Source organism: Haloflavibacter putidus (assembly GCF_006546625.1).
Classification (GTDB): Bacteria; Bacteroidota; Bacteroidia; order Flavobacteriales; family Flavobacteriaceae; genus Mesonia; species Mesonia putida.
The window spans coordinates 151,078-172,879 of record NZ_VIAR01000002.1 but is presented as its reverse complement, the minus strand read 5'-3'; the positions used below and the strand labels follow the sequence as shown (position 1 = coordinate 172,879).

Here is a 21,802-nt window from a genome sequence, read left to right as displayed (position 1 = left end):
TATGCAAAACATTCTAAGTCTTTTTTCTCTTATACTCTTGCTTAACGCGTGTAAAACAAGCCAAAACGATTCTGGGCAAAATGAAAATTCTTCTCAAGGTAATAACCAACATTTAACTTATGAAGTTCTTATAAAAGAACCGGGGTTTATAGCTTGGAAAAAGAACCAGCCGCAAATAAACACCTATAAATTAGGGTTTTTAAAAGAAAAAAATACTGATTTTATAAACAATTTTAATAAGCGGGTCGATAATTCAGAATATGATAAAGAGCTATACCTCTCTGAGATAAATTATGACGAAAATCGCGAGTACGGCAAAGAAGTGCATTACAACTTGTACAATTACTTTATTTATTTTCAGGAGAAATATAAACAAGACTTATGAAGAAATTAAAAGAACGTTGGGGCATTAGCTCTAACTTTCAGCTAACTATAATTTTTATTGTTTTTGCCATAACCGGCTCGCTTTCCGCATATCTGGCTAAGCCTGTTTTAGACTTATTAAACCTTACTAGAGACAACTTTTCGGAAAGTTTCTTTTTTGGCGGATTTATTTATTATTTTTTACGTATAGCCTTAATATTTCCTATTTACCAAGTACTTCTGGTTTTTAACGGATGGATTTTCGGGCAGTTTAAATTCTTTTGGGCTTTTGAAAAAAAAATGCTTAGTAGATTAGGATTAGGTTGGCTCTTTAAAGAATAACCTAAAGTAAGTTTACATATTTTTCGATATGGTCAGCTTTAATCCTATTCTTTATGCTTGTCACAGGTTGGGGAACTTTGAATTTCTGCTTTTTTATATCTATTACCATTTCTTTAAAAGCATCGGTTTACATATAATCTGCGTAACCCCTAAACGATTTATTGCGCCACGTTGGCTGAATTTGGCTTTGGCGTTCTTCTGCCGCCTAAAGCTTTTAAATGTTTGTACGCAATGTTTTCTCCCGGTAAAGATTCTGCTAAGGCTTCTTTTTTTAAATGTAGAAATTTACGTGAGCCAGGAAAACTTCTTACATCTACCAACATTTCTATCTCGGCAGCTTTTAGCATAGCCAGAAATTCTTCCAAACTATGGGTAGAATGCCCTATGGTATAAATGATTTTAGAGTTTTCTTTATTCCTAATAAACAAACTTGTATTATTTTTCTACTGAAAAATTTTTACTAAATATAAGCTATACTGCTACATTTCTAGTAGCTAAATATTGATAAAAGTTCAATATTTGAGCAGTTCTGCATTTTCTTTTTCCGTAAAGTAAAATTTTCTTTTTTAATAAACTACTAACTAGTTGCTCTCAAATAAAATATTCTTTGCCGTAATAGACAAAGAGCATAAAATACTTGGTATTTCCGGCAAACCTTGCCAAATCTAAATTTTATAAAAGCGTTGCTTCCATAGTGATTTTAAGTGATATAGCTTTGCTTACCGGGCAATTATCTTTTGCCGTGTGGGCACACTCCATAAACTTGTCTTTATCTATATTTGGTATTTTAGCTTTAAGGTCTAAATGCGACTCTGTTAACTCCAGTTCATCTGCATTCATAGTTACCGCACCAGAAACTTCTAAAGAATCTGGAGTAAAACCTTCTTACCTAGAATAAGGCTTAAAGCCATTGCGAAACAACCTGCATGCGATGCTGCAAGCAACTCATCTGGATTCGTTTTCAAACCTAGATGCATACGAGTATGCTGCTTTATCTAGGCTTTTACTGGCAGTGGTTATTTTACCTTTTCCTTCTTTTACCGAGCCACTCCATACGGCGTTAGCTGTTTGTTTCATAGATTCTATTTTTAAGGTTTAATACTGTTTCGTTATTTTTCTGCAACAATTGCAAAGGCGGCCATTTGGTTTTTATAATGCCTAAAAATTCTCCGCATTTGTTTAAATTCTTTTTTCTCTTTGGGATGTGATATTAGGTAATATCCCAGTTATAAGTTCAAAAAAAACCTTCATCTTTCTTAACTCTAATCGGTTCTAATGTTGCATAAGGTTTTTATACACTTCCTTTATTTTAAATCCTTTTTCGTTAATAGTTCGCACCATTCATTTTGCGCTAAAGAAGATCCAACGTTAATTTAGATTTCTTTTAGACCAACATTAGCCACATTAGTATTTATAATTTTACGTTTTCCCTACTGTATTGTTTGTTTAATTTGGTAGCAACCTCTTCAATAAGTTCGATACCGGTATAGGTTCAGGATTCTTTTTTAATAAGATTCATACCGTAATCTATGCCCGGCGAAAACTCTATCAAATTATTTTGCTTCTTAAAACTTAAGGGATCTACTAACTTTAAAGTAAGTTCTTTATCTCTTGGACGCAATACATTTTGCCCATATTGGTCAAAATCTAATATCCTTCTTCTGTATTTATGGCTTTATGGCTCATCAAGATTCTTTTGCTACATTTTCTACGCGTTTTGCGCTATCTGCTTTATTTAAACTAAGCCGAACTATACTGTCTTTTAAAGCCTTTAAATCGTGCGGCACGTTTCCTTCTAGACCAACCAAAGCACCTTTTTTTAAGTTATGTTTGTCACCGTTTACTCCAAATTCTATTTCTCCATCAAAAATTTCTACTATAATTGGGAAAGGCGTTTTGTGCTCTTTCATAATCTGCTCTTTTTTAAAAGCTATTCTTATTTCTTTTCCAGACGCGGTTTCTAATAAAACTTTTATTGCCGGACGCTTTTCTTGGTATTCTATTGCCGAAGTTAAAGAAGCTAATTTCATGTTTATCTTTTTACATTATTTAGAATGATTCAAAATTAATAAATAATTTATACTTTAGGGAATTATTTGCGGAAAATTTTCGGTTTAATTTGATTAATTAGCAAGTATTTATAGCTCAGGAAAAATTGTTAGTAATATGAGCTAAGCTAAATTAAATAATTCTGCATTATAAGTGCAGAGTTTAAAATTTAAAGTGTTTAGATAGCTGAAATAAGCATATACTTTAACTGTAAACTTTTAAATTAATACTTATTTTATAAAAATTTCTGTTTAAATTTTAGCAATACTTTAAGGAATGATTGCCTTATGAAATTAGCAAAAAAAAGCCGACTTAAAAAAGTCAGCTTTTTATTAGGTAAGATTTACCGAAAATTTATTCAAATCTGCTTATGCGTGTTGTAAATCGTGTTTTCCTTCTTTAATTTCTTCAATTAACTTATCGTTAAATGCATCTAGATCTTTTGGAGATCTGCTGGTTACAAGAGCTTCGTCTACCACCACTTCTTTGTCTACCCAAAGTGCGCCGGCATTTTCCAGATCTTTTCTTATAGAGTGGTAAGATGTCATTGTTCTGCCTTCTACCACATCTGCATTAATTAAAGACCAAGGCCCGTGACAAATTGCGGCAACGGGTTTGCTTTGCTTAAAAAAGTCTCTAATAAAAACCAAAGCATCTTCTTCTACTCTTAATAAATCCGGATTTATTACTCCGCCGGGTAAAACCAAAGCGTGGTATTGTTTGGCGCTAACTTTGTCTACTGTTTTATCTACATCGTATTCGTTAGACCAATTACCATCGCTCCAAGCTTTAATCTTTCCGCTTTTTAAGCTAACAATGTCTACATCAAAGCCTTCTTTTTCCATCGCTTTTTTTGGCGATTTTAATTCGCTTTCTTCAAATCCGTCTGTAGCTAATATTGCAATTTTCTTTTCCATAGTGTTTTTTTTATAATTAAAAATATTTTTTACAAAATTAAACACTGTTTATTTTATTATTCCTAAACCTTTAATAAAAAAAATTAGAATTACGTTAAAAAGACTTAAGGAGAAAGTTTATCTAAATCTTTTTTATTGTGTTCTATATCTCGGCGTTTTTGTTTTAGTTCTTCTAATTCTTGATAATAAGCAGGTTCCGCCAATTTACTGGGTTGAATATCTTCGTTTTTATACAAAGCATATTGTACAGTAAATTCTGCACCAAAAAACAAAATCATACACGAATAATATACCCACAATAAAATTAAGACCACAGAAGAGGCCCCGCCATAAACCGATGCCGGATTGCTTTGACCAAAATAAAAACTCAAAACGTATTTACCTATTAAAAATAAAATAGTAGTTAAAGAAGCACCAATAAAAGTTGTTTTCCATTTAATTTTGATATCGGGAAGTAAGCGAATAATGCTGGCAAATAAAAAACCAATAAAAATATAACTTAACAGAAAGTTTATTACTGCTACGCCGTAAGAGGTTAATTCTGGTGCATAGACGCTAATATAATCGCTTAAATAAGAAATTAGCGTAGTGACTACCAACGAAACTAACATTAGAAAACCTATAACAAAAATCATCCCCAGAGATATTACTCTATCTAAGATTATCCCTTTAATATTTTCGTTTTTTGGGCGTACGCTCCAAATATTATTCATAGCTTGTTTAAGCTGAAAAAATGCCCCGGTAGCACCAAATACCAAAACGCCAATACTAATGATTAAAGTAAAGAAACTGCCGTCTTCTATTGCCGCTTTTTCTACCATAGATTGGATAGAAGTGGCGGTTTCTGGCCCGATAATATCTGCAATTTCGTTTATTAGTTTTTCTTCTACATTAGACCTTTCAAAAAAATAGCCGGCAATCCAGGTTACAATTAGCAGTAAGGAAGGAAGAGAAAAAAGCGTGTAATAAGCTACTACCGCACTGTGCTGAAAAGGATCATTTTTCATCCAGTTTTGATAGGTTTTTTTTAGCACCATTAGTTTTTCTTTCATTTTTGCAGCTTTAGTTTATCTTAAAAATAAAAAATCTGCCGGGATAGGCAGATTTTATGTAGTTAAAAAAGCGCTAAATTAAGCAATACGCTTCACAAATTGCCCATCTCTACGCTTCTTCTCTTCTCGCAATAATGCCAGCTCTCTACCGGTTTGACCTTTTACAGATGAGTTTTCTTGCGCTCTACGAATAAGATAAGGTATAACGTCTCTAACTGGTCCAAATGGCACCAATTTGGCTGCATTATAACCATTTAGTCCAAGATTAAAGCTAATATGATCACTCATACCAAATAATTGACTAAACCAAATGCGGTCATCGTCTTTAGCTATATCTTTTTCATCCATTAATTGCATGGCCAAATAATTGCTTACTTCATTATGCGTACCTATATAAAGATTTATTTCATCTAGGTGCTGCATTGCATAATACAAAACCGCATTAAAATTAACGTCTGTAGCTTCTTTATCTTCACAAATTGGAGTAGGGTAATCTTTTTTAGAAGCGCGTTCGTTTTCTTTTTCCATATAAGCGCCACGCACAATTTTAACGCCTATTTTAAAACCCTTATTTTTGGCGCGTTTATGTAAGTCTTTTATATACTGCAAACGGTCCCAACGGTAGCATTGTAAGGTATTATAGACAATAATTTCTTCTTGGTTGTATTTTGACATCATCTCTTCTAGCAAATCGTCTGCTGCATTTTGCATCCAGCTTTCTTCTGCATCTGCCAGTATGCGTATACCTAATTCGTGCGCTAACTTGCAAATGTTATCTACGCGTTTTTGAATGTTTTCCCACTCTTTTTGTTCTTTTTGTGTTAAGGTTTCTTCCGCAGAAACTTTTTCCCAAATGGCAAAACGCCCAACCCCGGTTGGTTTAAAAACTGTAAAAGGAATCTCGCCGTGTTCTTTTGCAAAGCGAATTAAACCCATTTTAATATTCATAGCTTTGTCAAACTCTTTTTCGGTTTCTTTTCCTTCCGAAGAGTAATCTAAAACACTATGCACGTGCATTTCGTGCATTTTTTTTATGATGTCTAACGAATCTTCTTTCGAAACTCCACCACAAAACATATCAAAAATTGTTTTTTTAATAAGCCCTTCTATTGGCAAATGTATAGACAATGCAAAATTGGTTGCGCGCGTACCAATATCTACAAGCGGACCTTTGTTCATTAACGTAAAAATCCACAGAGCTTTTTTTAAATCTTTATCACTTTTTAAAGCAAATGCGCGCTTGGTGTTATTAAATATTTTTGTAACCATTTTTTACTGAAAGTTTTTACAAATATAAACTGCAAGAAACAATAATTTGATTATTCTTTTTAATTTCGCACTGTATTTAACGCAAATTTTAATGAAGTCTATTCAATCTGTTAACAACTTTATATATTTTGGAAAACCGGGGTATTTGCAGCTCAATGAAATGCTACAAAAATTACAGCCATCCAAAATTTTCATTCTTACAGACGTCAACACACAAAAATTTTGTGCTTCGCTATTTCTGCAACAACTACAAACCAATATTGATATAGAAGTTTTAGAAATTGAAGAAGGCGAAAAACATAAGAACTTAGAAACCTGCCAAGCGCTATGGGAAACGCTATCAGATTTTGAAGCAGATCGTAAAGCTTTGCTAATCAACTTAGGCGGTGGCGTGGTTACAGATTTAGGCGGTTTTGTAGCTTCTACCTTTAAACGCGGTATTGCTTATATAAATATACCAACCAGTCTTTTAGCAATGGTAGATGCCTCTGTAGGCGGTAAAACCGGAATAGATTTAGGCTACTTAAAAAACCAGATTGGTGTGATTAATAATCCGGAAATGGTGCTTATAGACGTTGCTTATCTAGCCACCTTGCCACAACAAGAAATGCGCAGTGGCTTAGCAGAAATGCTTAAACACGGCCTTATTTACGACGCTGCTTATTGGAAGAAAATGAAAGACTTAAGCAAATTAAGCTCTAAAGACTTAGAGCAACTTATTTACGAATCTGTTATAATAAAAAACACTATTGTTTGCCAAGATTTAGAAGAAGATGGTATACGTAAAACCCTTAATTTTGGTCATACTTTGGGGCACGCCATAGAATCATATTTTATGCAAAACACTGCTAAAAAGAGTTTGCTGCACGGTGAAGCAGTAGCTATTGGAATGATTTTAGCAGCTTATCTTTCTACCAAATTAACCGGCTTGTCCGGCAAAGAATTAGCAGAAATAAAAGCAGTTATTCTGCATAATTTTCAGCGTGTTGCCTTTGCCGATGAAGACATACAGCCCATTATAGATTTACTGAAATTTGATAAAAAGAACTCGCACGGTAACATAAACTTTGTGCTTCTAGAACAAATTGGTAAACCTATAATAGACTGCAAAGTTTCTAACTCTTTAATTAAAGAGGCCTTTAATTTTTATGCCGAATAATTACAAGATTTGCTCGGCGTGGGTTTTGGTTTTCACCTTTTTAATTATCTCTTCTATTTTACCTTCTTCGTCTATAATAAAAGTAGTACGTAAAATACCTTCGTATTCTTTTCCCATAAACTTTTTTGGTCCCCAAACGCCAAAAGCCTCAATCATTTCTTTGCTTTCGTCTGCAATTAACGGAAAAGGCAAATCGTGTTTTTCTTTAAAGTTTTGTTGTTTTCTGGGAGAATCTGCACTCACACCCAATATTTCAAAGTTATTATCTTGAAAGTTACGCCAGTGATCGCGCAAATTGCAAGCTTCTGCCGTGCAACCCGGCGTATTTGCTTTCGGGTAAAAAAAGATGACTAACTTTTTTCCTTTATAATCTTCTAATTGGTGTTTATTTCCGGCTTGGTCGTGCACAGAAAAATTAGGCGCCTTATCGCCCGGCTCTAATGTTATCATAATTCTTATTTTTGTTTAAAAATAGCCAAAATGACCAAACAAGAAAAAGTTGCGTTTGTTATAAATAAGTTAAATGAGATATATCCCAAAGTTGCCATCCCGTTAGACCATAGAGATCCGTACACTTTATTAATTGCAGTTTTATTATCTGCTCAAAGCACAGACAAAAAAGTAAATGAGATTACCCCTATTCTTTTTAAAAAAGCAGATACACCGCAAAAAATGCTTACACTTAGTGTGGAAGAAATAAGGGAAATAATAAAACCGGTAGGTTTATCGCCTATGAAAGCAAAAGGAATTTACGGTTTGTCAGAAATTTTGTTAGAAAAGCACGACGGAAAGGTTCCCGCCAGTTTTGAAGCGCTGGAAGAGTTACCAGCCGTAGGACACAAAACTGCCAGCGTTGTAATGTCACAAGCTTTTAATGTACCGGCTTTTCCTGTAGACACGCATATACACAGACTTATGTATCGTTGGAATTTATCTACGGGCAAAAGCGTAAAACAGACAGAAAAAGATGCCAAACGGCTTTTCCCTAAAGAAATATGGAATAAACTGCATATACAAATTATACTTTACGGAAGAGAATATTGTCCGGCCCGCGGTTGGAATTTAGAGCAAGACGAAATTACCCAAAAAATAGGTAGAAAAAGCGTCATACAAGCGTACCACAAAAATAAGAAAACCCGAAAATAGTTTTTCCGGGTTTTTCAAAGTTTAGTTTAGCAGGGTATCAAATTGCATAGCGTTTTTACTGTTTGTAATGCATAAAGCTTTAGAATAATTCAGTAAAAAATCTATGGTTTCTTTTTTTGGCCGCAAAGGCTTAGCTGTTTTTTCTTCTTTGGAAGGATTTAAGTAAAGTTTTGCCATCAAAAAATGTTTTGTACGGGTTAGCAAAATAATAACGTACAAAACAGTAGCATATTGCCTTAACGCGTCAAAACTATATTATGCTTGTCTATTACTTTGCGCATATTTATCAAAGCATAACGCATTCTTCCTAAGGCAGTATTAATACTAACCCCTGTGCGCTCGCTAATTTCCTTAAAACTCATATCTTTATAAATACGCATAACCAAAACATCGCGTTGATCTTCTGGCAATTCTTTTATTAAGCCGCGAACATCACTTTCTATTTGGTCTTTTACCATTTCTTTTTCGGCATCTAAACCACCATCTTCTATTACAGAAAAAATATTAAAATCTCCTTTGCCTTCAAATTTAGGCATCCGGTTGCTTTTTCTAAAGTGGTCTATTACCAAATTATGCGCTATACGCATTACCCACGGCACAAATTTTCCTTCTTCGTTATATTTACCGCGTTTTAAAGTGCGTATTACTTTTATAAAAGTATCTTGAAAAATATCTTCGGTTACATCCTTATCAAAAACTTTAGAAAATATAAAGTTATAAATTCTTTGCTGGTGCCGGTTAATAAGTTGAGAAAGTGCTTCTTCGTTGCCTGCGATATATTGTTTTACCAAAACCGCATCGGTAGTAGTTTTTATTTTCTTCATACAGTTTTTCCTCTTTAAATTCAAAACAATAGTTTTGAAAGATCTACGTTCACGTAAAATTTAAGTTAATTAGAGTAACTGTATGTTATAGGCAACTGGGGTTTTTGTGTGGGCGTAAATATAACAACATATCTTTAAGAAAACCAAATAAGTTAAAAATTTTAACAGTTTTAAAAGAAATTCTTGGCTTTTTTGCACGTGCTAGTTTAATTATCTTTGCAGCTTATTGATAAACTATGCAGAAAGACTTGTCGAAAATAAATCCGAAAGAAAATATTATAATTAAAGGTGCAAAATTGCACAACCTAAAAAATATAGATGCGGTAATACCTCGTAATAAAATGGTAGTTATTACCGGTTTGTCCGGCTCGGGAAAATCTAGCTTGGCTTTTGACACGTTGTATGCAGAAGGTCAACGACGTTATGTAGAAAGTTTATCTTCTTATGCGCGTCAATTTTTAGGCAGGTTAAACAAACCAAAAGTAGATTACATAAAAGGTATTGCGCCGGCCATTGCCATAGAGCAAAAAGTAAATTCTACCAACCCGCGTTCTACCGTAGGAACTTCTACAGAGATTTATGACTATTTAAAATTGCTGTACGCACGCGTTGGTAAAACCTACTCCCCCATTTCGGGCAGAGAAGTTAAAAAAGATCGCGTTAGTGATGTTATAGATTACATTAAATCTTTCCCCGAAAGGGAAAAACTTTTACTTATTGCTCCAATTTATGTGGAAGAAGGTAGAAGTCTTAGCGAAAAAATAAAGGTTTTGGCACAACAAGGCTATAGCCGAATAAAATCTAACAACAAAGTAATGCGTATAGACGAAGCCGATTTGGATACGCTAAAAAAAGAAGAAACAGAATTGGTAGTAGACCGGATTATTACCAAAGACGACGAAGATTTTTACAACCGACTGGCAGATGCATTAGATGCCGCTTTTTATGAAGGTAAAGGTGAGTTGTTTATAGAAAAAATGCAAGATGGTAGCAGGCAGCATTTTAGCAATAAATTTGAGCTGGATGGTATTAAATTTTCTGAACCCAATGTGCATTTATTCAGCTTTAACAATCCGTACGGCGCTTGCCCCAAATGCGAAGGTTATGGCGATGTAATTGGTCTGGACGAAGAACTTATTTTTCCTAACACTAATTTATCTGTTTACGAAAACGCCATTTTTCCGTGGCGCGGAGAAAGTATGAGTTGGTATCGCGACCAGTTGGTAAATAATTCGCATAAATTTGATTTTCCAATTCATAAACCGTTTTATGAACTCACCGAGGCGCAAAAAGAATTATTATGGACAGGAAATAAACATTTTACCGGTTTAGAAGCTTTTTTTGAAAAGTTGGAAGCCAAAGCCTATAAAATTCAAAACAGGGTAATGTTGTCACGTTACCGCGGAAAAACAAAATGTAACCTCTGCAAAGGAAAACGATTAAGAAAAGAAGCAGAATATGTAAAAATTAACGATACGCCAATAACACATTTGGTAGAAAAGCCATTGGACGAAGTGTATACGTTTTTTCAAAATTTAGAATTAAACGAGCACGACGCCAAAGTTTCTAAACGCTTGTTAAAAGAGATTTGCAGCAGGTTAAAATTTTTAAACGATGTTGGCTTAAGCTATCTTACATTAAACAGAAAATCAAATACTTTATCTGGCGGAGAGTCGCAACGTATAAATTTGGCAACTTCTTTGGGTAGTAGCTTGGTTGGTTCTATGTATATTTTAGACGAACCTTCTATAGGTTTGCACCCCAAAGACACAGAGAATTTGATACGGGTTTTAAAGCAACTTCGCGACATTGGCAATACCGTGGTTGTGGTAGAACACGACGAAGATATTATGAAAGCCGCAGACGAAATTATAGATATTGGACCCGAAGCTGGTAGTCACGGCGGCGAAGTTGTTGCTACGGGTAACTTTATGGAAATTTTAAAACAATCTTCTTTAACAGCAAAATATTTAAACAACGACCTCGCTATCGAAGTGCCAAAAGAAAGAAGAGAATATAAATATTATACCGATATAATTGGCGCGCGAGAGCATAATTTAAAAAATATAGATGTGCGTTTTCCGCTTGGTGTCTTTACGGCGGTGACCGGGGTTTCGGGAAGTGGAAAAAGTACTTTGGTAAAAAACATTCTATATCCTGCAATTTTAAAAGAGACAGACGGCTACGGACAAAAATTAGGCGAGGTTTCTAAAATTGAAGGTAAATTTGGTAATGTAAAAAACGTAGAGTTTGTAGATCAAAACCCTATTGGCCGTTCTTCTCGCTCTAATCCCGTAACCTACATTAAAGCCTATGACGATATTAGAAATTTATTTTCTAATCAAAAGCTTTCAAAAATAAGAAACTTTAAACCTAAACATTTTAGTTTTAACGTAGAAGGCGGTCGTTGCGAAATTTGCAAAGGCGAAGGCGAAGTTACCATAGAAATGCAGTTTATGGCAGATGTGCATTTAGAATGTGAAGCTTGCGACGGAAAGCGTTTTAAAGACGAAGTTTTAGAAGTAAAATTTGAAAATAAGTCTATTCACGACGTTTTGGATATGACCATAGACGATGCGGTTGCATTTTTTGGAGAACATAAGGAGAAAAAAATTAGAAAAAGTTTGCAACCCTTGCAAGATGTTGGTTTAGGCTATGTAAAATTAGGACAAAGTTCTGCAACACTTTCTGGTGGAGAGGCACAGCGTATAAAATTGGCTTCTTTTCTTGGCAAAGGAATCACCAAAAATAAAACTCTGTTTATTTTTGATGAACCCACCACCGGTTTACACTTTCACGATATAAAAAAATTGCTCAAATCTTTTAATGCCCTTATAGAAAAAGGCCATTCTATTGTGGTGATAGAACATAATATAGATTTGGTAAAATGCGCAGATTATATAATAGATTTAGGTCCCGAAGGCGGTATAAACGGCGGAAATTTATTAGTTAGCGGTACGCCGGAAGAAATAGTAAAAAGCAAAAAATCGTATACAGCAAAATATCTAAAACCAAAACTAAAATAATGGCACAGAGTTTGCTTAAATATTAATAGATTGTCACATTGCTTTGCAATCATGATAATAAATTTTTTGGTTGGTTAGTTAGAAAAAGCCTTGACAGATACTGTTAGGGCTTTTCTTTTTTGTTATTGCACAGAAATCAATTCTATTTGGCAAAAACCTTCCGTAAAAACTTTTTTATCAACAAATTAATATCTTCTGAAAAGTTTAATTTATATGCCAGAAAAACATACAACACACTAATAAAACCAGACTTTAATAAAATATTAATTACGGGATTAATATTAAAATCTATATAATAAAAACCCGCGGTAAATAATGCAATAAAAAGCAGAATAAAAGCTGTGTTTTTAGAAAACGGATGCATTTTAAATTTTTGTAAGACCACCAGTAGTTTTGTGATGTTGTAAGCAATAAAGGTTATAAAACTTGCTACAGCTGCTCCTACCAAGCCCCATTTTGGTATTAACCATAAATTGGTTAAAAAAGCAAAAACTATAAGCCCCACAGAAAGTAACAAGATAAGTTTGTAATAGTTAGAATTAAATAAAATACTGTTGGCATTACCCAACATATTATCAGAAAGTTTGATAAGCGCCAAAAGCAAAATAATACCAATCTCTACTTGATAAATTTCGGGCATTAGTGCGTATACTTGATTAATATTGGTAACAATAATCACAAATATAAGTCCGCTAACTATCAAAAGACTTACAGAGCTTTTTGTGTATAGCGTACGCAATTCTTCAAAATTTTTATTGTTTAATAAATTGGCCGTAATTGGATGCGAAATTTGATTCATTGCCCTTGCGGGAACGGCAATAACCGTTGCAACATATACGGCAATACCATAAATAGAAACTTGTTCTATTGGCAAATAATGTTCTATCATAACTTTGTCTAAATCTAGTAAAGCAATGGCTATAGAACCAACAATAAAAATTAAAAAGCTATATTTAAAAACTTCTATTTTATTATGCGGAAACCGGAATTTCAAACTAGGTTTAACAAGGCTAAAGGCATAAATTTTTATAATTAACGCCCTTATAAAATAAACACCGGTAAGCAAATAAACAAAGCTTTCTATCCCTATAATTTCCAAATAAACCAGAACCAGCAAAATACTTACGCAAACTCTATGAAAAACCTCGCGCATAAAATTACCAAAAACACTTTTGTATTTTAATTTGGCCCAAGCATAAAAAACTTCAAAATAAGCGCTAAAAATAGCAATTACAAAAATGAGCCAAACATAGGGTTGCACAATAGGGTTTTTAGTAAAATAACCTAAAATAGCTTGGTTACAAAACAAACCGAATAACCCCAAAATTAAACCAACGCCCAAAGGTAAAAACATAGCTAAACTTAATAAACCCTGCTTATCTATTTGTTTAGTATACCCACTGTAAAATTTTATTAATGTGTGGTTTACGCCAAAAGACATTATAGGCCAAAGCAAAGTGCTTGCAGATAACAAAAAAGTAATTAAACCATAATGTTTAGGCGTAAAAAAATTGGGATAGAGCAACAGAACATTTATTGCTCCTATTGCAAAACCAAAATAGGTAGTAATTAAATTTTTAAACGATTGGTCTACAATTATTCCCATAAAATTATACGGCAGATTCTATTAATTTGCTCAGTTTTTTTGTGAGGTTTTTACGAGAAAATTCTTCCAAATCGTGTAATTGCAATTGGGATTTATTTTCTTGATAAGCTTCAAAAACTTTTAAGATATCTTTTTTTATGGCATTTTTTTGATTGTATAAAAAACTTTGCCCTGCTCCTACTTGCGTTAAAATTATTTGTACATCCCAATTTTCAGGACCAATTGCCAAGATAGGTTTTTTGGTATAAAGATATTCAAATAACTTACCGGGTATTATTGCCTGGGTTTCGGGTTTATCTATTTCTATCAATAGCAACAAATTAGATTCGTACTGAAATTTTATGGCTTCTTCGTGCGTCACATAACCCTTTTTATCCAGATAACTTCCCAATTCAAACTTTCTTAGCATTTGCTCTACTACTGTACTTACTTTCCCTACCAAAAGCAAACGAAATGCTTCTTTAAAAGCTTTGTTTTCCCGTGTTAACTCTGAAAGCGCTTGCCACAGCATTTTTGGATTTCTTTCTGAAAGTAAAGAACCAATATGCGCCACTGTAAAATAATTATCTGGTTTTACTACTGGCTTTTTATAGGTTTCGTAACCATTGGTAATAACGCTAACGGATTTTGGCGTTAGTTGTTCAAATTCTTTTTTAGTACTAAAACTGGTGGTTATTATATGTGATGCGTTTTGCAAAACTTCTTTCTCGAGCTCGCGATGTTTCTTTGCGGAAGTTTTTGAAAGTTTTAATTTTTTATGATAACCAATACTCGTCCACGGGTCCCGAAAATCTGCAATCCAAGTAATGTTTAGCGCTTGCTGAAGTTTTAAACCAATTAAATGTAAACTATGCGGCGGACCGGTGGTAATTATGGTTTTAATTTCGTTTTCTTGCAGATACGTTTTTAAAAAGCTAACTGATGGTTTTACCCAGAATTTCCGGGCATCGGGAATAAATAAATTTCCTCTTATGGCAAGTAAAACTTCTTGTAGAACACTGGTTTTTTCTTTGGTTTTTATTAAACCTGCGCTTATTTCTTTGGTTTCTTTTTTAGCGAATAAAGAAGCCAATTTGTAAGGCTCTAAAATAGGTTTTTTGATAATTTTTAGCTGTGGCAGAATTTCTTTTTCCAAGCTTTTATCTATAATGGGATAACTTGGATTTTCAGGAACGTAAACTATAGGTTCTATCCCAAACTCCGGCAAGTATTTTACAAAGTTTAACCAACGTTGCACGCCGGGACCGCCGGCCGGTGGCCAATAATAAGCAACGATTAAAACTTTCTTCATTTATAAAAATTAAGACGGTTTATTTTCTTTGTACAAAAACCAAATGCCGCCAATTAATACCAGCAATAAAACTACGCCGCTAATTATAGTAATCGTGCTACCGGTTTTAACAACTTCAGGATCAAATTTAAAAACCAATTCGTGCGTTCCTGCCGGTAAAACCGCAGCACGTAAAACATAATCTGCTCTAAAATGCTCTATAGGTTTTCCGTCTACAAAAGCTTTCCACCCGTGTGGATAATAAATTTCTGAAAAAATCGCCAATTGAGGAGAATCTATATTATAGGTGTAAACTAACTCATTAGGTTGGTACGACTGCAATGTAATACTGTCTTTTGGCGAAGGATTAAAATTTTGTTTTGAAATATATTCTAAAAACTTCTCATTAACTACCGCAGTTTGCTTTGTTTGAAGTGTATCTAAACTCAAAATTTCCTGATTGGCATTTTTTACCGGTACAACTTTATTTACAAACCAAGCATTGCCATTAGCATTTGGGTTTAATTGCGCCATAGTTTGCCCTTGATTGGAAATAATAGTGTATTTGGTATTGAGCATGTTTAATACTTCTTGATTTCCTTCGTAAATATGAAAATCAAAAAGTTCTTGCATTTTGCCTGGTTTGGCAGCGTGATATCCCCCAACCGAATTATGGAAAAAAGAGGCTCGGGCAGAATTTAACGGACTTCCGCTTAGATCTAAAACTCTAAAATGTCCTTTGTCTTGTAAAATTTCTTTGTCTGCTCCGGTTGCCTGAAAAGGCTGTTCCATAGCTTTTTTACTCACAAAATCTTCGTTATTTACATAGCGTTTATCTACATTAATAAGATCTACCATTAACAACAACCCAAGCGCAACAATGCTAACTCCTTTAGATAATTTCCCTTTAAGGTAAAACCATATAAATCCTGCTGCCACCAAAACAATAATTAAACTTCTAATTGTATCTTCCGTAAAGATTGCAGCACGGTCAGCTTTTAGAGCGCTAACAAAATCCGGTCCTAATTGTTCGATATACATTCTGTCTGAAGTCGAAGAAAAATCAAACAGCATAGATTTTAATAATAAAAACAACAATGCCAAACCGCCGGTAATTACTGTACTCCATTTTAAAGCTTCTAACTTTTCTGAATTTTCTACATCGGGCTTATAGATTTTAGATAAACCAATTATTGCTAAAATTGGCAAACAAAGTTCTATTATTACCTGTATGGAAGAAACTGCTCTAAACTTATTGTACAACGGTACATTATCTATAAAAAACTTGGTTAAAACCGAGAAATTATCGCCAAAAGAAAGTAACAAGGCCAAAACTGAGCCGCCTACCAACCACCATTTTTTTCTGCCTCTTACCAAAAAAAGTGCTAAAACAGCTAAGAAAATAACACCTGCTCCAATATAAGCCGGCGCGCCTACAAAGGTTTGATCTCCCCAGTAGGTAGGAGCATTTTTAATAAAATTGTCTGCTTGCGCAGGCGATGCCCCTATTTGCCGCAAAGCTTTATAGGTTTCTGAGTCAGAATCTAATGTTTCTGTACTGGCACCACCCATAAATCTGGGAATAAAAAGATTAAAACTTTCTAACCAGCCATAACTGTATTCTGTAATATAATCGTAATCTAAACCTTGTTCTTTTTTAACAGAACCATCTTTGTTAATAGTTAAACCGGTTTGTCCGCGTGTACTAAATTCTGAATATTCTTTTGTGGCCAGCAAGCCGGTAGCGTTTGTTCCTACCGCAATTACAACCGTAATTACCATAACGCCCAAAGCGGTAAAAAAGGTTTTTAATTGCTTTTTTCTGAAATAATCTATAAAATAAGCTATGCCCAAAACAATAACCAAAAGCAAAAGATAATAGGTCATTTGCGGGTGATTGGCATTTACTTCTAAAGCCATCGCAAAAGTTAAGAGTAAACCGCCGGTAATATATTTTTTCCTAAAAGTGGTAATAATACCTGCCAGAACCAGTGGCATATAAGCAATGGCATGAGCTTTTGCGTTGTGCCCAACACCAAGAATAACTATTAAATAGGTAGAAAAACCAAAGGCTAAAGCGCCAACGGCCGCTAACCTATAATCTATTTTTAGACAACATAGTAAAATGTAAAACCCTATAAAATATAAGAAAAGATAGTCTGCCGGCCGTGGCAAAAAACGAAGGCTGCGGTCTATTTCTTTAATATAATTGTATGGATAGTTTGCACCTAATTGGTAAGTTGGCATTCCGCCAAAAGCGGCATCTGTCCAATAAGGTTGCTCGTTCTCGTTGGCAATAAAATCTTTTTGTTGTTTTGCCATTCCCTGGTATTGAGCAATATCACTTTGGTAAATAACTTTACCCTGTAATACCGGGTAAAAGTAAATAAGCGAAACGGCAATAAAACCAATTAAAACAAAAAAATGGCGTAGAAACTTTTTCCAATTAAACGTCATGGACATTAGTTTAAGATAGAGGTTGGTAAATTAATCAATTTCTTCGTATTCTATGTACTCTCCAACGTCTTTATTGGATTTTGTTTTCTTAGTAGTTTTTTTTTGGGAAAGCGTTTCTTCCTCGCTTTTATGGTTTTGGTTATTAAAGCCCTGTTGCTCCCGAAACTTTTTTTCGATATTGCTTCCAACTTTATTCATTATATATTTTAATATGGAAGGTCCAAACCATTTAAAAAAAAGTTTAACCCCAAAATAAACCAAAAGAATTATTAGAATAGTCTTTATTACGCCCGTAAATGATGCTTCGTACATACTTTACTTTTTCCGCAAAATTATTAATATAAACCATTAAAAAGCCTTTTTTAGTCATAAAAAATCGTAAAAATCTATCTATATTTGATGCTTAAAACTAAATTGACGATGCGTAAACCACTATTTTTACTTGTTTTATTTTTTAGCTTCTCGCCCCTATTTGCTCAATATACAGAAACTATAAACTCTGATAGACCAGGAGAATCACAAGGTGCGTTTGCAGTTGGTACGCAGGTTTTACAGCTGGAAGCCGGCGGAAAATTTGGTAGCGATGAGCACAATTTACTCAATACAGAAACCAATCAATTTGGTGTAGATTATGCGTTGCGTTACGGAATATTTTTAGAACAATTAGAAATTAGTATTCGAGGTACCTATTTAAACTCAGAAGTTTCTATGCCGGTTGGCGGACTTATAGAAAAAAATTCTTATGCCAATTTTGAAAGTAATACTATAGGAGTAAAATATTTAGCATTTGACCCTTTTAAACACCTATCAGATCCTAAAGCCAATCTTTATAGCTGGAAAGCCAATAACACTAAATTTAAATGGCGCGATTTAATTCCGGCTGTTGCTGTTTACGCTGGTTTAAATGTGCTTAGTGACGACAATCCTTACCTGCCACCGGGACAAGACGCTATGTCTCCAAAATTTGCGGCTATAACCCAACACAATTGGGGCCGATGGGTTTTTGTAACGAATCTTATAGCAGATATGCCAACCTCAGACTTTCCTTCGTATGCAGGGATTTTCACCCTTACCCATTCTATAAACAGTCGTTATTCTGTTTTTGGCGAATACCAAGCGATTAAAAGCGATTTTTATGCAGATAACATTGCCAGATTGGGAGGCGCTTTTCTACTTACAAAAAACTTACAGTTTGATCTCTCCGGATTAATCAATTTTAAAGACACGCCTTCTCGCTGGAAAGTTGCAATGGGGGTTTCGTATAGATTAGATATGCATTCTGAAGATGAAATAATTATAAAAAATCGCAACGACAAAAAGAAAGAAGAGGAAGAAAAAGAAAAAGAGATAGAGATTGAGGCACAACCAGAGTAAAGTTTCAAAATTATTCTTCAGGTTGATAACCCTATGTCTTTCACCGCTATAATTTCCGTAAAGTAGATAAATATATTCTTGTTTCAACAAAAAAGTAAAAGAAGATACTTGGTTTTGTTTTAAAACTTTTTTCTATAACGCAACTTTTTTTCTAAATAGCAGGCAATATTTTCGTTTCCAAACCAATACAGAAATTTGAATTTTTCTACAGGTTTATACTCTCAAGTTAGCGGTTTTTTATTTTCAAAAAAAGTTTCTATTGGTTTAATATTTGGGTATATATAGTAGGTAGTAATTTAAAAAAATTGTTAATATTGTGGCTTTTAATCTAACTTTATACTATGAAAAACATTCTATTAGTAATGTTCCTAACATTTGGTTATGGACTTTATGCCCAGACAGAGTACAAAAAAGGTTTTTATATTAATGATTTTGGAAACAAAGTAGACGGATATATAAAATATGAAGATTGGAAATATACACCAACTACTTTTGAGTATAGGGAAACCCCAAGTTCGTCAACAAAAATTATAGCTATTGACGATGCAAAGTTGTTTGCATTTGATAATTTTAAGGAATATGAAAGATTTACGGTAAAGCTGGACACATCGGCCACTAAATTAAAAGATTTAGATTTTGAAAGAAATCCCCTTTTTAAAGAAAAAACAATTTATTTAGAAAAGTTGACAGATGGTAATGCTAAGCTATACGTATATAGTTCTAGTAAAACCAATAATAAATATTTTTACAGCAAAGGATCTGGAACCCCTCAACAATTAGTTTTTAAAGAATATATGGTGAGTAAAAATGGCAATACACCCAAATTGGCTGTTAATGAATATTATAAACAGCAAATTTTAAATAGTTTAGATTGCGAAACCATTACCACTAGAAAGGTGACCGGATTGGATTATAAAGAAAGAAACTTAAAAAAAATATTTGAGGATTATAACTCGTGTAAAGATGAAAATTATACGACCTATTACGATAAAGATAATCATAAAAAAGATGCTTTTGCTTTGTCTATAAGACCTGGTGTAACATATTCTACAGTAGATTTTACTTTTTTACAATCTATAGGTGTTGATCGAAGTGCTAGTTTAGATTATGAATTAGGTTATAAAATAGGTGTAGAATTAGAATATACTTTACCTTTTAATAATAATAAATGGAGCTTAATTCTAGAACCCTTATATACTCATTATAAGTCACAAACGTTTGTAAAAAATACTTTAGATAGTGATTATTTTACCAATAACGAAAATGTAAATGTAGAGTATAACAGTTTTGGCGCGCAAGCAGGCATACGCTATTACTTCTTCTTGAATGAAGAATCAAGTATTTTTATTAATGCAAGATACTATCAGCAATTTTTTGTTCCAAGTTCTAGCTTTGCTTTTGAAAGATCTAGAGACTATACTTTCTACGAATCTACCAATAGCATTAGTTTTGGTGCAGGCTACAATTATAATAGAAAGTTTTCTGTAGAATTAAATTATGTTCCTGCACGCGCGCTAATTTCTAACTATAACTACACCGCCAAATTAAGAGAAGTATCTCTTACTTTAGGATACAACTTTCTGTAGTTAAATAATTAATATAAAAAAAGACGCCTCAATAAGCGTCTTTTTTTTAGTATATTTTATGGGATTTTTACGCTCCTAAAGTTTCAGAAACTCCAGAAGACATACGTTTATATAAACCGCTTTCTAATCTTTCTCTTATAGCAGAGAAAGCTTTTAAAGTAATATCAATATCTTCCATTGTGTGCAATGCAGTAGGAATCATACGTAGTAAAATAAGTCCTTTAGGAATTACAGGATAAACAACAATACTACAGAAAACACCGTGATTTTCGCGTAAATCTCGCACCAAAGCCATTGCCTCAGGTACTGTTCCTTTCAGGTAAACCGGAGTTACACAACTTTGGGTAGTTCCAATATCAAAACCGCGTTCTTTTAAGCCGCTTTGTAAAGCATTTACATTTTCCCAAAGTTTATCTTTTAATTCTGGCATGCTGCGCAGCATATCCAAACGTTTTAAAGCACCAACCACCAGTTGCATTTGCAAAGATTTAGCAAACATTTGCGAGCGCAGATTATATTTTAAATAATCTATAATTTCTTGATCTGCCGCAATAAAAGCACCCGTACTGGCCATAGATTTTGCAAAAGTAGCAAAGTAAACATCAATATCGTCCTGCACGCCTTGCTCCTCTCCTGCTCCGGCTCCAGTTTTTCCTAAAGTACCAAATCCGTGGGCATCATCTACAAAAAGTCTAAAATTGTATTTTTCTTTAAGGGCAACAATTTCTTTTAATCGGCCTTGCTCTCCTCGCATACCAAAAACACCTTCAGAAATTAATAAAATTCCGCCGCCGGTTTGTTCTGCTATTTTTTCTGCACGTTTAAGGTTTTTTTCAATACTTTCTACATCGTTGTGTTTGTAAGTGAAACGTTTTCCTAAATGCAATCTAACGCCATCTATTATACAAGCGTGTGCATCTACGTCGTACACAATAACATCGTCTTTTCCTACCAAAGCATCTATGGTACTTACCATACCTTGGTAACCAAAATTAAGCAAATAAGCCGCATCTTTTTTAACAAACTCTGCTAGCTCGTTTTGTAGTTGTTCGTGCAGTTCTGTGTGGCCGCTCATCATTCTTGCGCCCATTGGATAAGCAGAACCGTATTTTTTACCGGCTTCGGCATCTACTTTTCTTACTTCAGGATGGTTGGCTAAGCCAAGATAATCGTTCACACTCCAAGTAATAACTTCTTTTCCTTGAAATTTCATACGATTACTTATCTCTCCTTCTAATTTTGGAAATACAAAATATCCTTCTGCTTGACTGGCCCATTTTCCTAACGGCCCTTTATCTTTATATATTTTTGCAAATAAATCTACCATGTAATTTTGATTTTAAACCAAGCGGCAAAAGTACT

General features: G+C 33.9%; 22 protein-coding genes and 1 pseudogene. 7 read left to right on the top strand and 16 right to left on the bottom strand.

The features are described from left to right. Position 1: 1 nt before the first annotated feature. Together FKR84_RS02905 and FKR84_RS02900 are read left to right on the top strand one after the other, a co-directional pair. Positions 2–385, top strand: coding sequence for a DUF6146 family protein (locus tag FKR84_RS02905; protein ID WP_141420693.1), 384 nt, complete (start codon positions 2–4; stop codon positions 383–385). Then, positions 382–705 carry a DUF6787 family protein gene (locus FKR84_RS02900; RefSeq protein ID WP_141420692.1) on the top strand — a complete coding sequence of 108 codons (324 nt, stop codon included), beginning with the start codon at positions 382–384 and terminating at the stop codon, positions 703–705. The genes FKR84_RS02905 and FKR84_RS02900 overlap by 4 nt, the downstream gene beginning before the upstream one ends. 158 nt (positions 706–863) lie before the next feature. On the opposite strand, the gene FKR84_RS02895 is transcribed toward FKR84_RS02900, so the two are convergent. The 8 genes and pseudogenes from FKR84_RS02895 to FKR84_RS02870 form a co-directional block, all read right to left on the bottom strand. Beyond that, positions 864–1,133 (bottom strand): DUF488 domain-containing protein, encoded by a 270-nt coding sequence (locus tag FKR84_RS02895; protein ID WP_141420691.1) that lies wholly within the window; start codon positions 1,131–1,133, stop codon positions 864–866. 244 nt (positions 1,134–1,377) lie between these two features. Beyond that, positions 1,378–1,563: pseudogene (locus FKR84_RS13525) on the bottom strand (OsmC family protein); the annotation flags it as partial. Positions 1,564–1,565: 2 nt separating this feature from the next. Continuing rightward, positions 1,566–1,682 (bottom strand): OsmC family protein, encoded by a 117-nt coding sequence (locus tag FKR84_RS13520; RefSeq protein ID WP_317129099.1) that lies wholly within the window; start codon positions 1,680–1,682, stop codon positions 1,566–1,568. Next, positions 1,651–1,782 carry an OsmC family protein gene (locus FKR84_RS13515; RefSeq protein ID WP_317129098.1) on the bottom strand — a complete coding sequence of 44 codons (132 nt, stop codon included), beginning with the start codon at positions 1,780–1,782 and terminating at the stop codon, positions 1,651–1,653. Before FKR84_RS13515 ends, FKR84_RS13520 begins: the two co-directional genes overlap by 32 nt. 608 nt (positions 1,783–2,390) lie before the next feature. After that, positions 2,391–2,735 carry a cupin domain-containing protein gene (locus tag FKR84_RS02885; protein ID WP_141420690.1) on the bottom strand — a complete coding sequence of 115 codons (345 nt, stop codon included), beginning with the start codon at positions 2,733–2,735 and terminating at the stop codon, positions 2,391–2,393. A 387-nt stretch (positions 2,736–3,122) separates the two neighbouring features. Next, positions 3,123–3,671 (bottom strand): type 1 glutamine amidotransferase domain-containing protein, encoded by a 549-nt coding sequence (locus FKR84_RS02880; RefSeq protein ID WP_141420689.1) that lies wholly within the window; start codon positions 3,669–3,671, stop codon positions 3,123–3,125. 104 nt (positions 3,672–3,775) lie between these two features. Then, positions 3,776–4,723 carry a YihY/virulence factor BrkB family protein gene (locus FKR84_RS02875; RefSeq protein WP_141420688.1) on the bottom strand — a complete coding sequence of 316 codons (948 nt, stop codon included), beginning with the start codon at positions 4,721–4,723 and terminating at the stop codon, positions 3,776–3,778. 78 nt (positions 4,724–4,801) lie between these two features. Further along, positions 4,802–5,992, bottom strand: coding sequence for a proline dehydrogenase family protein (locus FKR84_RS02870; RefSeq protein ID WP_141420687.1), 1,191 nt, complete (start codon positions 5,990–5,992; stop codon positions 4,802–4,804). Positions 5,993–6,083: 91 nt separating this feature from the next. Here FKR84_RS02870 and aroB point away from each other — a divergent pair, with 91 nt between their 5' ends. Then, positions 6,084–7,151: a 3-dehydroquinate synthase gene (aroB, locus tag FKR84_RS02865; protein WP_141420686.1), complete on the top strand. Its 1,068-nt coding sequence runs from the start codon at positions 6,084–6,086 to the stop codon at positions 7,149–7,151. Here aroB and bcp read toward each other — a convergent pair whose 3' ends face one another. After that, on the bottom strand, positions 7,152–7,601 hold the full coding sequence (bcp, locus tag FKR84_RS02860; RefSeq protein WP_141420685.1) for a thioredoxin-dependent thiol peroxidase: 450 nt from the start codon (positions 7,599–7,601) through the stop codon (positions 7,152–7,154). It lies immediately after the preceding gene. A gap of 30 nt (positions 7,602–7,631) precedes the next feature. Here bcp and nth point away from each other — a divergent pair, with 30 nt between their 5' ends. Further along, positions 7,632–8,297: an endonuclease III gene (nth, locus tag FKR84_RS02855; RefSeq protein WP_141420684.1), complete on the top strand. Its 666-nt coding sequence runs from the start codon at positions 7,632–7,634 to the stop codon at positions 8,295–8,297. A 21-nt stretch (positions 8,298–8,318) separates the two neighbouring features. Here the strand turns inward: nth and FKR84_RS13290 are convergent, their stop codons facing one another. Beyond that, positions 8,319–8,474: a hypothetical protein gene (locus FKR84_RS13290; RefSeq protein WP_233357645.1), complete on the bottom strand. Its 156-nt coding sequence runs from the start codon at positions 8,472–8,474 to the stop codon at positions 8,319–8,321. 59 nt (positions 8,475–8,533) lie between these two features. Next, positions 8,534–9,121: an RNA polymerase sigma factor gene (locus FKR84_RS02850; protein ID WP_141420683.1), complete on the bottom strand. Its 588-nt coding sequence runs from the start codon at positions 9,119–9,121 to the stop codon at positions 8,534–8,536. Between the two features lie 236 nt (positions 9,122–9,357). Here FKR84_RS02850 and uvrA point away from each other — a divergent pair, with 236 nt between their 5' ends. Continuing rightward, on the top strand, positions 9,358–12,147 hold the full coding sequence (gene uvrA, locus FKR84_RS02845; protein WP_141420682.1) for an excinuclease ABC subunit UvrA: 2,790 nt from the start codon (positions 9,358–9,360) through the stop codon (positions 12,145–12,147). 142 nt (positions 12,148–12,289) lie between these two features. Here the strand turns inward: uvrA and FKR84_RS02840 are convergent, their stop codons facing one another. Genes FKR84_RS02840 through FKR84_RS02825 form a run of 4 tightly spaced genes read right to left on the bottom strand, consistent with a single transcriptional unit; the run spans position 12,290 to position 17,792 of the window. Continuing rightward, the gene (locus FKR84_RS02840; RefSeq protein WP_141420681.1) at positions 12,290–13,753 is read right to left on the bottom strand and encodes an MATE family efflux transporter; all 1,464 of its coding nucleotides are present in this window, start codon (positions 13,751–13,753) and stop codon (positions 12,290–12,292) included. 4 nt (positions 13,754–13,757) lie between these two features. Further along, positions 13,758–15,044 (bottom strand): glycosyltransferase family protein, encoded by a 1,287-nt coding sequence (locus FKR84_RS02835; protein ID WP_141420680.1) that lies wholly within the window; start codon positions 15,042–15,044, stop codon positions 13,758–13,760. A 9-nt stretch (positions 15,045–15,053) separates the two neighbouring features. Beyond that, positions 15,054–17,480 (bottom strand): YfhO family protein, encoded by a 2,427-nt coding sequence (locus FKR84_RS02830; protein WP_141420679.1) that lies wholly within the window; start codon positions 17,478–17,480, stop codon positions 15,054–15,056. A 30-nt stretch (positions 17,481–17,510) separates the two neighbouring features. Then, positions 17,511–17,792, bottom strand: a complete 282-nt coding sequence (locus FKR84_RS02825) for a DUF4834 family protein (protein ID WP_141420678.1) — start codon at positions 17,790–17,792, stop codon at positions 17,511–17,513. A 108-nt stretch (positions 17,793–17,900) separates the two neighbouring features. Between FKR84_RS02825 and FKR84_RS02820 the strand changes: the two genes are divergently transcribed. Continuing rightward, positions 17,901–18,854, top strand: coding sequence for a transporter (locus FKR84_RS02820; RefSeq protein ID WP_141420677.1), 954 nt, complete (start codon positions 17,901–17,903; stop codon positions 18,852–18,854). Between the two features lie 362 nt (positions 18,855–19,216). Next, complete coding sequence (locus tag FKR84_RS02815; protein ID WP_141420676.1) at positions 19,217–20,440, top strand: porin family protein; 1,224 nt, start codon at positions 19,217–19,219, stop codon at positions 20,438–20,440. Between the two features lie 67 nt (positions 20,441–20,507). Here the strand turns inward: FKR84_RS02815 and FKR84_RS02810 are convergent, their stop codons facing one another. After that, positions 20,508–21,767, bottom strand: a complete 1,260-nt coding sequence (locus tag FKR84_RS02810) for an aminotransferase class I/II-fold pyridoxal phosphate-dependent enzyme (RefSeq protein ID WP_141420675.1) — start codon at positions 21,765–21,767, stop codon at positions 20,508–20,510. Positions 21,768–21,802: the final 35 nt, after the last annotated feature.

Excerpts from the sequence above, each read along its gene's own strand:
- FKR84_RS02905 (WP_141420693.1), top strand. The coding sequence starts at position 2 with ATGCAAAACATTCTAAGTCTTTTTTCTCTTATACTCTTGCTTAACGCG.
- FKR84_RS02900 (WP_141420692.1), top strand. The coding sequence starts at position 382 with ATGAAGAAATTAAAAGAACGTTGGGGCATTAGCTCTAACTTTCAGCTA.
- FKR84_RS13520 (WP_317129099.1), bottom strand. The coding sequence starts at position 1,682 with ATGCATCTAGGTTTGAAAACGAATCCAGATGAGTTGCTTGCAGCATCG.
- FKR84_RS13515 (WP_317129098.1), bottom strand. The coding sequence starts at position 1,782 with ATGAAACAAACAGCTAACGCCGTATGGAGTGGCTCGGTAAAAGAAGGA.
- FKR84_RS02885 (WP_141420690.1), bottom strand. The coding sequence starts at position 2,735 with ATGAAATTAGCTTCTTTAACTTCGGCAATAGAATACCAAGAAAAGCGT.
- FKR84_RS02880 (WP_141420689.1), bottom strand. The coding sequence starts at position 3,671 with ATGGAAAAGAAAATTGCAATATTAGCTACAGACGGATTTGAAGAAAGC.
- FKR84_RS02875 (WP_141420688.1), bottom strand. The coding sequence starts at position 4,723 with ATGAAAGAAAAACTAATGGTGCTAAAAAAAACCTATCAAAACTGGATG.
- FKR84_RS02870 (WP_141420687.1), bottom strand. The coding sequence starts at position 5,992 with ATGGTTACAAAAATATTTAATAACACCAAGCGCGCATTTGCTTTAAAA.
- aroB (WP_141420686.1), top strand. The coding sequence starts at position 6,084 with ATGAAGTCTATTCAATCTGTTAACAACTTTATATATTTTGGAAAACCG.
- bcp (WP_141420685.1), bottom strand. The coding sequence starts at position 7,601 with ATGATAACATTAGAGCCGGGCGATAAGGCGCCTAATTTTTCTGTGCAC.
- nth (WP_141420684.1), top strand. The coding sequence starts at position 7,632 with ATGACCAAACAAGAAAAAGTTGCGTTTGTTATAAATAAGTTAAATGAG.
- FKR84_RS13290 (WP_233357645.1), bottom strand. The coding sequence starts at position 8,474 with ATGGCAAAACTTTACTTAAATCCTTCCAAAGAAGAAAAAACAGCTAAG.
- FKR84_RS02850 (WP_141420683.1), bottom strand. The coding sequence starts at position 9,121 with ATGAAGAAAATAAAAACTACTACCGATGCGGTTTTGGTAAAACAATAT.
- uvrA (WP_141420682.1), top strand. The coding sequence starts at position 9,358 with ATGCAGAAAGACTTGTCGAAAATAAATCCGAAAGAAAATATTATAATT.
- FKR84_RS02840 (WP_141420681.1), bottom strand. The coding sequence starts at position 13,753 with ATGGGAATAATTGTAGACCAATCGTTTAAAAATTTAATTACTACCTAT.
- FKR84_RS02835 (WP_141420680.1), bottom strand. The coding sequence starts at position 15,044 with ATGAAGAAAGTTTTAATCGTTGCTTATTATTGGCCACCGGCCGGCGGT.
- FKR84_RS02830 (WP_141420679.1), bottom strand. The coding sequence starts at position 17,480 with ATGACGTTTAATTGGAAAAAGTTTCTACGCCATTTTTTTGTTTTAATT.
- FKR84_RS02825 (WP_141420678.1), bottom strand. The coding sequence starts at position 17,792 with ATGTACGAAGCATCATTTACGGGCGTAATAAAGACTATTCTAATAATT.
- FKR84_RS02820 (WP_141420677.1), top strand. The coding sequence starts at position 17,901 with ATGCGTAAACCACTATTTTTACTTGTTTTATTTTTTAGCTTCTCGCCC.
- FKR84_RS02815 (WP_141420676.1), top strand. The coding sequence starts at position 19,217 with ATGTTCCTAACATTTGGTTATGGACTTTATGCCCAGACAGAGTACAAA.
- FKR84_RS02810 (WP_141420675.1), bottom strand. The coding sequence starts at position 21,767 with ATGGTAGATTTATTTGCAAAAATATATAAAGATAAAGGGCCGTTAGGA.